Source organism: Alcanivorax quisquiliarum, assembly GCF_023051175.1.
GTDB classification, from domain to species: Bacteria; Pseudomonadota; Gammaproteobacteria; order Pseudomonadales; family Alcanivoracaceae; genus Isoalcanivorax; species Isoalcanivorax quisquiliarum.
On the sequence record NZ_JALKII010000002.1, the window covers coordinates 625759 to 637345 of the forward strand.

Here is an 11587-nt window from a genome sequence, read left to right on the forward strand (position 1 = left end):
TGGCAGGGCGGGCATAGCCGAGCGCTCACGCTGCGGCACAGTCGCGGCCGGCTAAAAGGCTATAACTATAAATAGCCCAGCGGTACGGCGGTGGAATCCACTACCTTGCGCATCACAAAGCTGGATTGCACGCCGCTGACGCCTTCGATGCGAGTAATCTTGTTGAGCAGAAACTGCTGGTAGCGCTCCATGTCCGGCACCATCACCTTGAGTACATAGTCGGCGGCCTGGCCGGTAATCAGGTAACACCATTGCACTTCTTCATAGCTCGCCACAGTGCGCTCGAAGTTTTCCAGGCGCTCTGGCGTGTGGCGATCCATGCTGATCTGGATCAGCGCGGTCATGTCCAGCCCCAGCGCCCGTGGCTCAAGCAGCGCAGTACGGGCGCGGATAATCCCGGCCTCCTCCAGTTTCTGTACCCGCCGCGAACAGGGCGAGGCAGACAGGCCCACTTCTTCCGCCAGCTGCTGGTTGCTCAGGCCGCCATCACGCTGCAAGGCGGCGAGAATACGCTGGTCGAAGCGATCCAGTTTCACATAATTGTCTTTCATGGCAATAAATCACCGAAATAGATGGGTTGATAGCAATTTATCACCGAATCAATGCCAAATCACCCGAGATTAGCACGCACATTGCGGGCGCAGACGCCTAGACTGTTCCTTGTCGACACGAGCCCCCGGCCACAAGCCCAGGGCATTGTGTCGCCACCCGCCCTATCCGGGCAGCCGCCAGCGCCACAAGCGCCACGGCAGACCGACACAGGCAGGGCGTATCGCCCTGTGGCAGACGGGCCCCTGGCCCGTTTGGTTTTTCAAGGCCCGGCAAGCAGGCCCAGCAAGCAGACATAGCACCAGCGGAGACAACAGATCATGGCATTCGACCACCGCAAATACCGCCCTTTTACACCCATCGCCCGGCCCCAGCGGCGCTGGCCGGACAAGGTCATCGAGCGTGCGCCGAACTGGTGCGCGGTTGATCTGCGCGACGGGAACCAGGCGCTGGTGAAGCCGATGACCGTGGCGCAGAAAACGCGCCTGTTCCTGCTGCTGGTGAAAGTGGGCTTCAAGGAAATCGAAGTGGGTTTTCCCGCCGCCTCGCAGCCTGACTTCGATTTCGTGCGCAAGCTGATCGAAGAAGATCTGGTGCCGGAAGATGTCACCATTCAGGTGCTCACTCAGGCTCGTGAAGAGTTGATTGCGCGCACCTATGAAGCACTCAAGGGCGCACGCCGCGCGGTGGTGCATGTGTACAACTCCACTTCGCGTGTGCAACGGGAGAAGGTGTTTCGCATGGATGTTGCCGGCATCCGCGAGATTGCCGTCAACGGAGCGCGATCGGTGGCGCGTCACGCTGCACAGGCGCCGGAGACCGAGTGGATATTCCAGTATTCGCCCGAGAGTTTCACCGGCACCGAACTCGAGGTGGCGGCCGAGGTCGTGAACGCGGTGATCGATGTGTGGCAGCCGCATAAAGGCCAGCCGGTCATCATCAATCTGCCGGCCACCGTGGAGGTGAGCACGCCGAACGTGTACGCCGATATGGTCGAGTGGATGAACGACAACTTGCATCATCGGGAGCACATCCAGATTTCCCTGCACACCCACAACGACCGTGGCTGCGGTGTGGCCGCTGCCGAGCTGGGCGTGATGGCCGGGGCGGATCGTGTGGAAGGCACCCTGATGGGCAACGGCGAGCGCACCGGCAACATGGATATCGTCACCATGGCGATGAACCTGTACAGCCAGGGCGTTGATCCGATGCTGGATTTTTCCAATATCCGCGAGATTGCGGAGACAGTGGAATCGGTGACGGAAATCAGCACCCACCCGCGGCATCCTTACGCGGGTGAGCTGGTGTTCACGGCCTTTTCGGGCAGCCACCAGGATGCCATCCGCAAATGCCTGAGCACTTATCAGGAAGGCGATGTCTGGGAGATAGCCTATCTGCCCATCGACCCGCGTGATCTGGGCCGCCGCTACGAAGAAGTCGTGCGCATCAATTCGCAATCCGGCAAGGGCGGTGTGCTGCATGTGCTGGAGCGTGATTTCGGCATAACCTTGCCGCGCTGGCTGCAAATCGAGTTTTCCCGCGTGGTGCAGGAGCAGGCGGAAGAGCAGGAAGGCGAGGTGAACGGCGAGCAGATTCATGCGCTGTTCAACAAGCATTATCTGGCCACGCCGGCAGGCTGGCAGCTGCACGCCTATGAGCTGAATCGCGAGCGCGATGTGGTGGATGCCCGCATCAGCATCGGCGGTGATGGCGACGACACCACGGTGCTGGCTGCCGAGGGCCGTGGGGGTGTCGAGGCATTGGTGGAAGCCATCAAACGCTGCACGGGACAAGATATTGCCGTGGAAGGCTTCGACGAATTCGCGCTGAACGAAGGCACCGATGCCAGCGCCATGGCGTGTGTGCGGGTGCGGGTCGGCGATGAGTTCAGCAGTGCCGCAGCCATGGCCGACGATACCACCTCGGCTGCTTTGCAGGCAGTGCTGTCGGCCGTTGGGCGCGTGGCGGCGGTGCGTGCGTCGCTCGCCAGCGTCGGGTGATCTGCCGGCAGCGCGGCTGGTGCCATTCAGGGTGGATAACCGGATAACGGTGAATCGTGGCGGATCGCACGGGCAATAGCCTGAGCGATCCGCTTTTCTGTTGATGTCGCAACACGCTTGCGCCCCGGAAGGCTGGCCAGCATGGGATTTCTTGTCGTCTTTGCAGGGGGTGGCCTCGGCGCAGTGATGCGTTACGGAGTCAGCCTGCTGGTGGCCCGGTTGCCGGGCAACTCGTTTCACTATCCGCTGGGCACGCTGCTGGTCAATATCATCGGCTCATTGCTGCTGGGCGTGTTGGTGGCCTGGTGGGCTACCGCCCGCGACGGGGTGCCGCCGCAGCTTCAGCTTTTCTTCGTTACTGGCGTGCTCGGTGGTTTCACCACGTTTTCGGCCTTCTCGCTGGAGGTGGTGTCGCTTTATACGAAAGGCGAAATTGCCGTGGCCGGGCTGTATATCGGCAGCACGCTGATCCTTGGTATCGGCGCGCTGTATCTGGGCATGTTGCTGGCCAGGCAATTGGCTTCCTGATGTAGTTGGCGCCGCTGCACAGCGCCGATGTTCGAGGTGGCGCTGCGTCTGTTCTGCTAGGGCTAGGCGCAGTATATTTTGATACTGACTTTTCTGTTACCAGGTTTTTGGCGCTGAGTTTATTCTGATGTTGTTTTTATTCTGACGCAGCGCTTGACCTGATGCGGTGCCCGATCTTGCGCGCCGCTTTTCCTGGTGCCGTGCTGATGCTCATTCCGGCGCGATGCTTGAATCCGGCATGGCCACGCTGCTGCCCTGTCCAGCAGGTTGCTGCAATTGCTGCGCAAGAAAATCCACCAGTTGGCGCACGCTGGGTGAAAGTTGCCGGTGGCGCGGATAAACCGCCCATACCGCCGTATCAGCAAAGCGGAAATCCGCCAGCACCGGTATCAGCTGCCCGCTGGCGATGTATTCATCAACGTAATAATCCGGCAACTGGCTCAGGCCCAGCCCACGCAGCGTGGCATCCAGCAGCGCCGGGCCGGAGTTGGCTTGCCAGCGACCCGTCACGCGAATTTCTCGCCGTTGGCCATCGATCATGAAACGCCAGCTATCCAGCGAGCCCAGCAGGCAGGCGTGGCGCGTCAGCTCGTTGGGATGGGCCGGTGGCGAGTGCGAGGCAAAATAAGCAGGGCTGCCGACCACGTGCTCGCGGCGCTCGCACAGGCGGCGCGCAATCAGGCTGGAATCCCGTAACTGGCCCAGCCGAATGGCCACGTCATAGCCTTCGTCGATCAGCGCCACGCGGCGGTTGGTAAAGTGCATACGCACTTCCAGTTGCGGGTGGCATTGCATGAAACGATTTACCAGCGGCGCGATATGGCGCTCGCCGAAGGTGGTGGAGGCGGTCAGCTTCAGCAAGCCGCGCGGGCTGGCCAGGGTATCGCCGAGCGCGGCCTCGGCCTCGCGGAAACCATCCAGCGCGTGGCGGCAGTGGGCGTGGTACAGCTCGCCGGCTTCGGTCAGGCGAATCTGCCGGGTGGTACGATAAAGTAATGGCACGCCCAGCCGGGCTTCCAGCTGGCTCACTAGCCGGCTAATGTGAGAGGCCGACACCTTGAGTTGGCGCGCTGCGGCGGAAAACGAGCCCTGGCGCACCACTTCGACAAACGCTTCGATGCTGCTCCATTGCTTCATTGTTGCTCCACGGCAATGATGTTGTGATGTCCGGCACCTTTATCCGGCAGGGGGCAATAATCTACACTGCCGTCCACTTTAAGTCATTTGTTGCCGGCTTTGCCGGCTCTGTTGTAAGGAGTGCTCCCATGAAATCACGCGCCGCGATCGCACTGGAGGCTGGCAAGCCCCTGACGCTGACGGAAATCGACGTGCAAGACCCGCAAGCGGGTGAGGTGCTGGTGCGTATTGTCGCCACCAGCGTCTGCCACACTGATGCTTACACGCTCTCCGGCAAAGACCCGGAGGGGTTGTTTCCTTCTGTGCTGGGGCATGAAGGCGCCGGGATCGTCGAAGCGGTCGGGCCGGGCGTGACCAGCCTGCAGCCGGGCGATCATGTGATCCCGCTGTATACCGCCGAGTGCGGCAAGTGCAAATTCTGCCTCTCGGGCAAGACCAACCTGTGTGGCGCCGTGCGCACCACTCAGGGCCAGGGCCTGATGCCGGATGGCACCTCGCGCTTCTCGCTGGACGGCAAGATGCTGCACCACTACATGGGTACATCGACGTTTTCGGAATACACCGTGCTGCCGGAAGTGTCGCTGGCGAAAGTCTCCAAGGAAGCACCGCTGGACAAGATCTGCCTGCTCGGCTGCGGCGTGACCACCGGCATTGGCGCAGTGCTCAACACGGCCAAGGTGCACGAAGGGGCGACGGTCGCAGTGTTCGGCCTGGGTGCGATTGGTCTGGCAGTGATTCAGGGCTCGGTGATGGCGAAAGCAGCACGCATTATTGCTATTGACGTGAACCCGGATAAATTCGAGCTGGCGCGTCAGTTCGGCGCCACCGATTTCGTCAACCCGAAGGATTACAGCGATCCGATCCAGCAGGTGATCGTCGACATGACCGACGGTGGCGTGGACTTCTCGTTCGAGTGCATCGGTAACGTCAACGTGATGCGTTCGGCGCTTGAGTGCTGCCACAAGGGCTGGGGCGAATCGATCATCATCGGTGTGGCCGGTGCAGGCGAGGAGATTTCCACGCGGCCGTTCCAGCTGGTGACGGGCCGTGTTTGGCGCGGCTCGGCGTTTGGCGGCGTGAAAGGTCGCAGCGAGCTGCCGGGTTATGTGGAGCAATACATGAACGGCGAGATCAAGATCGACGAGTTCGTCACGCACGATATGCCGTTCGAGAAGATCAACGAAGCATTTGATCTGCTGCACGAGGGCAAGAGCATTCGCACGGTGCTGCACTTTTGATGGTTCAGGCTTAGGCGATTGCCACCCGATGGGTGGCTGATCGGTCGTCGAACGGCTGCACGCCGCGCCCCCTCAACGACGGGCGCGGCGTGCAGGGTCGCCGGCCAGCCGACTCAGTGCTCGTGGCCACCCGGGCCGTGCACGTGGCCGTGGCTGAGCTCTTCCGCACTGGCGGCACGCACGTCGGCGACTTCCACGTCGAAGTGCAGCGTTGCGCCCGCCAGCGGGTGGTTGCCGTCTACCGTCACCACGTCGTCCTGAACGTCGGTGATGGTGAACATGCGCGGCCCGGCATCGGTGCTGGCCTGGAATTGCATGCCCGGCTCCAGCTCGTCCACGCCCTGGAAGGCTTCACGTGGCACTTCCTGAATCAGCCCTTCATGGCGCTCGCCGTAGCCTTCGGCCGGCTCGACAGTAACCTTGAGCGTATCGCCAGACTGCTTGCCGAGCAGTGCCTTTTCCAGACCCGGAATAATATTGCCATGCCCGTGCAGGTAGGCCAGCGGTTCGTCGCGTTCACGGGAGGAGTCCAGGGTATCGCCCGCATCGTTGGTCAGGGTGTAGTGGATCGCCACTACGGCGTTCTCTGCAATTTGCATGAAACATCCGGTCGGTTGGTGAATGAGCCCCCATGCTAACGAGCGATAGCGCCGCTGGCCACCGTAGCGGGCTAGTTGAGCGTCGGTGCCTGACGTTGCGGGCCGTTGCGTGCCGCTGCGCTGTCAGCGAGATTCGGCAGGATTTATCGCGTTGTGCTCGTCATCGTCGCCCGGTGCAAGGCCCGGCGCAGGCGCATGGACGGTGCTGCATAGCGCGTGATCGGCCAACACGTCAATGACACGGCATTCGCGAATCTCGCCATGCTGATGATGTTGCAACATGCGCGTCAGCTCCTGCTCCATGGCGCGCAAGCGGGTGATGCGCTGGCGCACATTGGCCCGGTGCCGCTCTGCCAGCGCATCCACCTCGGCGCAGGGCTGCTGCGGCTGGTCGGCCAGCTCAAGCAGCTGCCGTATATCCGCAATCGCAAAGCCCAGCTCCCGGCTATGCAGGATAAAGCGCAGCCGGCGCAGCTGCGCCTGGCTGTAGCGGCGCTGATTCCCGGCACTGCGTGCCGCTGGCGGCAACAGGCCGATCTCCTCGTAGTAACGAATTGTCTGCACCTTGCAGCCTGTATCGCGAGCCAACTGGCCGATACTGAGCGCGGACATGCTTGAACCTCCAGTTGCTATAGGTATTAGCCTGTCGAGTATTGATAGTGCTGATCTGGAGTTGTCATGTCTACGCATTGCCCCTCTACGCGTTGCCACAGCAGTGTTGCCTCGGGGCACGATCACGGCGCCGCTTTCGATGGCATGAGCGCCGGCTACCGCCGCGCTCTGATATGGGTGCTGGTGCTCAATGGCGGCATGTTCGTGATCGAGATGCTGGCCGGCGCGCTGGCTGGCTCCCGTGCGCTACAGGCCGATGCGCTGGATTTTCTTGCGGACAGCCTGACATACGGCCTGAGTTTCTGGGTGCTGGGCAAGCCGCTGCGCTGGCGCAGTTACGCGGCGTTGGCAAAGGGTGTGTCGCTGCTGCTGATCGGCGGCTGGGTGCTGGGGAGCACATTATGGGAGGCGTTCACCGTGCACCAGCCACAGCCGGAAGTGATGGGCGTGATCGGCTTGCTCGCGCTGGCGGCGAACGTCGCCAGTGTATTGATCCTGCTGCGTTACCGCGATGGCGATGCCAATGTGCGCTCGGTGTGGCTGTGCTCGCGCAACGATGCCATCGGCAACGTGGCGGTGCTGGGCGCTGCCGGGCTGGTGGCCTGGCTGGGCAGTGGCTGGCCGGATCTGCTGGTGGCCGGGGCCATGGCCGGGCTGTTTCTGCACAGCGCCACGTTGATCTTGCGGCAGGCGTTGCGGGAGCTGCGCTCCGGCGGTAGTGGATAGCGGCTTGCGAGGGCGCTTTTCGGGTGGCCGGGAGGCCGGGGGTGGCCGGTGTCACTGCGCGTGCAGTGCCACTGGCCCGCCAGGCTCGGCCGCGGGCTAACGTGTAGCGTCCGTTTCGGCCGGCAAGATCGCCAGCTCGTCCCACAGGCTGTCCACGCGCTGTTTCACGGCCTCGTCCATGACAATCGGCTGGCCCCATTCCCGGTCGGTTTCGCCCGGCCATTTGTTGGTGGCATCGAAGCCGATCTTGGAACCCAGGCCGGACACCGGCGAGGCGAAATCCAGATAATCAATCGGCGTGTTGTCCACCAGGGTAGTGTCGCGGATCGGGTCCATGCGCGTGGTCATTGCCCAGATCACGTCTTTCCAGTCCCGTGCATTGATGTCGTCGTCGCAGACGATCACGAACTTGGTGTACATGAATTGCCGCAGGAAAGACCAGACGCCCATCATCACGCGCTTGGCATGGCCGGGGTATTGTTTCTTCATGGTCACCACCGCCATGCGGTAGGAGCAGCCCTCCGGCGGCAAATAAAAATCGGAGATCTCGGGGAACTGCCGGCGCAAAATAGGCACGAAAATCTCGTTCATCGCCACGCCGAGCACTGCCGGTTCATCGGGCGGGCGGCCGGTATAGGTGCTGTGATAGATCGGATCACGCCGGTGGGTGATGCGCTCCACGGTGAATACCGGGAAGCGATCCACTTCGTTGTAATAGCCCGTGTGATCGCCAAACGGGCCTTCATCGGCATACTCGCCGGGATGAATGACACCCTCCAGCACAAACTCGGCGCTGGCCGGCACCTGTAATTCGTTGCCCAGGCAAGCGGCCACCTCAGTGCGGCCGCCACGCAGCAAGCCGGCAAAGCCGTACTCGCTCAACGAATCCGGCACCGGCGTGACCGCGCCAAGGATGGTGGCCGGATCGGCGCCAAGGGCCACGGAAACCGGAAACGGCTCGCCGGGATGTGTCTGTTGCCACTCTTGGAAGTCCAGTGCGCCGCCGCGATGACTCAGCCAGCGCATGATCAGCTTGTTGCGGCTGATCAGTTGCTGCCGGTAAATACCGAGGTTCTGCCGCGCCTTGTTCGGGCCACGGGTAATCACCAGCGGCCAGGTCACCAGCGGGCCGGCATCGCCGGGCCAGCAGGTCTGGATCGGCAGGCGATACAGATCCACGTCATCGCCCTCGATCACCACCTGCTGGCAGGCCGGCGAGCCGATCACCTTCGGGTTCATCGACAGCACCTGTTTCAGGATCGGCAGTTTCGACAGCGCATCACGAAAGCCCTTGGGCGGCTCGGGCTCTTTCAGAAATGCCAGCAATTCGCCCAGCTCGCGCAGCTCCTCCAGAGACTCGCGCCCCATGCCAAGCGCAACGCGCTTTTCCGTGCCGAACAGATTGCCGAGCACCGGAATATTCGATCCCTTCACATTTTCAAACAAAAGTGCCGGGCCGCCGGCACGCAGTGTGCGGTCGCAAATCTCGGTCATTTCCAGATAAGGATCGACCTCGACGGTGATGCGCTTGAGCTCGCCGCGCTGTTCCAGTTGCGCGATAAAGTCACGCAAGTCGCCGTATTTCATCAGAAAACCTGCCGGGGCAAGGAAGTTGCCCGGCAGTATAACAGCTGCGGGGGGGAGGGCGGCATCACACCGCTGTCACGGTGGTGTCGCTTTTCTGCAACCTCTTGATCACCGGCTTTTCACCTGCGGCGTATAGGGTCTTTTCCAACCCGAGTTTTGCTGCTGTGCGTCATCAACAAGCCAGAGGAATCCAGCCGTGAACAGTAAACTGAACAAGGAACACATCGTTATCGACGGTAATCCGCCGGAGCCGTGCGCCAACCACTCCGACAACCGTCATTTTGCCGATGTCATTCAAACCCGCTTCTCGCGCCGTGCGATGTTGCAGGGGTCGCTGGGCGTGGGCGCTGTCGCATTTCTGGGTGGCACCCTGGCCGCTTGTGGTGGCAGCAGCAGTAGCAGCCGGCCCGGTGGGGTGGGGCAGCCGCGGCTGGGTTTCGACGCCGTCCCAGCCGGCCGTGATGACACCATCAAAGTGCCGGCGGGTTACACCGCACGGCCGTTCCTGCCCTGGGGCACGCCAATTCTGGGCAGCATGCCGGCTTACATGGCTGATGGCAGCAACACTGGCGACGAGCAAGCCGAGCAGATGGGCTCGCACCACGACGGCATTCATTTCTTCCCCATCAATGGCAGCTCCGAGCACGGCATTCTGGTGATGAACCATGAATACATCGACCGGAACGTGATTCACGCTGCCGGTCCGTCAGCCCGGCCCCGCCCGCTGGATGAAGCACGCAAGGAAATGAACGCGCACGGCATTGCCATTGTCGAGGTTCAAAAAGGCGCCAACGGTGAATGGGAGCTGCTCAACAACGGCCTCAACCGCCGCCTGACCGCCTTCACCGAAATGGAGCTGGCCGGCCCGGTGCGGGGCAGCGATTTTGTGCGCACCGCCTATAGCCCGGCAGGCACCCACACACGCGGCACGCTGAACAACTGCGGCAGCGGTTTTACTCCGTGGGGCACTTACCTGATCTCGGAAGAAAACTGGGCAGGCTACTTCCACCTGGATGCGTCGATTGATCCGGTGCCACGCGAGCTGGCGCGTTACAGCGTGACGGGATGGCAGAATTACCATTGGTATGACGTGGAAGATGGCGGTGCGCCAATCGACGATGCGTTCACACGCTTCCAGACGGCGATCACCGGCGCCGATGCGACCGAAGATTTTCGTAACGAGCCGAACAATTTTGGCTGGATTGTCGAATTCGATCCGTATGATCCCACCAGCGTGCCGAAAAAGCGTACGGCCATGGGCCGCTTTGCTCATGAAGGAGTGGTGCCCGTGCCAGCGGTGGTCGGCCAACCGGTAGTGTTCTATTCCGGCGATGATTCCGCCAACGAATATATCTACAAATACGTTTCCAACGCCAACTATGCTGAAGGCATGACCGGCGATGACCTGCTTGATGACGGCACCTTGTACGTGGCTCGCTTCAACGACGATGGTACCGGGGAATGGCTGGCGCTGGATTTCGACGATGTGGATTTCCAGGCAGACATGAGCGAGTCGGCCATCAAGTTCAGCTCGCAGGCAGATGTGCTGGTCAACACTCGCAGCGCAGCAGACATGCGCGGCGCCACACCGATGGATCGCCCGGAGTGGGGTGCGGTAAACCCGAACACCAACGAAGTTTACTTCACGCTCACCAACAACAGCGGCCGCCAGTACGCCAACCGGGCAAATCCCCGCGTGCTCAACCGTACCGGGCACATCATCCGCTGGAAAGAAGCGGGCGCGCCTGCAGCGACGACCTTCACCTGGGATATCTTCGTGTTCGGCGGCCGTGATGTGGAACACCTGAAAGGCTATGTGCCCTCGACCGGCCAGCACCTTACTGAAGAAAACTATTTCGCCAGCCCCGACGGCCTGCTGTATGACGAATCCGGCATTCTCTGGATTCAGACCGATATGTCAGGCAATCAGCAGGCGGGGCTCACCGCCGACGGTGATTTCGGCAACAACGCCATGCTGGCGGCGATCCCGGAAACCGGCGAGATCAAACGCTTTCTGGTCGGCCCGATGGATTGCGAAGTCACCGGTGTGGTGCTGACACCGGATCACCGCACCATGTTCGTCAACATCCAGCATCCGGGTGATCGCTCGCAACCCGGTAACTTCACCAGCAACTGGCCTTCCGAAATACCGGGCGACCGCCCGCGTTCGGCCACCGTCATCATCACCAAAGACGACGGCGGCGTGATCGGCCTGTAATACCCGCCCCTCTGCAACGCCCCTCTTCCCTTGTGGAAGAGGGGCTCGTGGACGCGACAGCTTGCCGCTGTTCTTCACTTCGTTTGTCCTTCCAGTCGTGGAAGAGGGCAGTCTGTAGCTGCTCTGTACCCCGCATCACCGACCAGTGGAGAGCGGAGCAGGCAAAATACCAGCAGCCATCTTCCTACAGCGTTTCGCGGCAAACGCCTACGCGTTCTTCCGAGATACGCCACAGCCCTCTGTGCCCTGCATTGTTACTCTCCATTGTTATTCGCCATCGTTATATTGGCTGCACAAGGAGAGTGCATACATGGACGACCACGACACCAGCTACCGTCTGCTGTTCTCACATGCGGAAATGGTACGCGAGTTATTGCGCGGCTTTGTGCCCGG

Annotated in this window: 10 protein-coding genes; 5 read left to right on the forward strand and 5 right to left on the reverse strand. The window is 61.5% G+C overall.

What is annotated here, in order from left to right; genetic code table 11:
• Window positions 1-65: 65 nt before the first annotated feature.
• Complete coding sequence (locus MU846_RS05815) at window positions 66-551, reverse strand: Lrp/AsnC family transcriptional regulator (RefSeq protein ID WP_246950129.1); 486 nt, start codon at window positions 549-551, stop codon at window positions 66-68.
• 318 nt (window positions 552-869) lie between these two features.
• Here MU846_RS05815 and leuA point away from each other — a divergent pair, with 318 nt between their 5' ends.
• Window positions 870-2549, forward strand: coding sequence for a 2-isopropylmalate synthase (gene leuA, locus MU846_RS05820; protein WP_246950131.1), 1680 nt, complete (start codon window positions 870-872; stop codon window positions 2547-2549).
• Window positions 2550-2690: 141 nt separating this feature from the next.
• Window positions 2691-3077, forward strand: coding sequence for a fluoride efflux transporter CrcB (crcB, locus tag MU846_RS05825; protein WP_246950133.1), 387 nt, complete (start codon window positions 2691-2693; stop codon window positions 3075-3077).
• 210 nt (window positions 3078-3287) lie between these two features.
• Here crcB and MU846_RS05830 read toward each other — a convergent pair whose 3' ends face one another.
• Window positions 3288-4214, reverse strand: a complete 927-nt coding sequence (locus MU846_RS05830) for a LysR family transcriptional regulator (protein WP_246950135.1) — start codon at window positions 4212-4214, stop codon at window positions 3288-3290.
• A 128-nt stretch (window positions 4215-4342) separates the two neighbouring features.
• Here MU846_RS05830 and MU846_RS05835 point away from each other — a divergent pair, with 128 nt between their 5' ends.
• Window positions 4343-5452, forward strand: a complete 1110-nt coding sequence (locus tag MU846_RS05835; RefSeq protein ID WP_246950137.1) for an S-(hydroxymethyl)glutathione dehydrogenase/class III alcohol dehydrogenase — start codon at window positions 4343-4345, stop codon at window positions 5450-5452.
• Between the two features lie 113 nt (window positions 5453-5565).
• Here MU846_RS05835 and MU846_RS05840 read toward each other — a convergent pair whose 3' ends face one another.
• Entirely contained in the window at window positions 5566-6051 is a 486-nt protein-coding gene (locus tag MU846_RS05840) for an FKBP-type peptidyl-prolyl cis-trans isomerase (protein WP_246950139.1), read from the reverse strand.
• Window positions 6052-6174: 123 nt separating this feature from the next.
• Window positions 6175-6663: a MerR family transcriptional regulator gene (locus MU846_RS05845; protein ID WP_246950141.1), complete on the reverse strand. Its 489-nt coding sequence runs from the start codon at window positions 6661-6663 to the stop codon at window positions 6175-6177.
• Window positions 6664-6729: 66 nt separating this feature from the next.
• Between MU846_RS05845 and MU846_RS05850 the strand changes: the two genes are divergently transcribed.
• Window positions 6730-7389: a cation efflux transmembrane domain-containing protein gene (locus MU846_RS05850; protein WP_246950143.1), complete on the forward strand. Its 660-nt coding sequence runs from the start codon at window positions 6730-6732 to the stop codon at window positions 7387-7389.
• 96 nt (window positions 7390-7485) lie between these two features.
• Here MU846_RS05850 and ubiD read toward each other — a convergent pair whose 3' ends face one another.
• Window positions 7486-8976 (reverse strand): 4-hydroxy-3-polyprenylbenzoate decarboxylase, encoded by a 1491-nt coding sequence (gene ubiD, locus MU846_RS05855; protein ID WP_246950145.1) that lies wholly within the window; start codon window positions 8974-8976, stop codon window positions 7486-7488.
• Window positions 8977-9172: 196 nt separating this feature from the next.
• Between ubiD and MU846_RS05860 the strand changes: the two genes are divergently transcribed.
• Window positions 9173-11194 (forward strand): PhoX family protein, encoded by a 2022-nt coding sequence (locus MU846_RS05860; protein ID WP_246950147.1) that lies wholly within the window; start codon window positions 9173-9175, stop codon window positions 11192-11194.
• The last annotated feature ends 393 nt before the right edge of the window (window positions 11195-11587 follow it).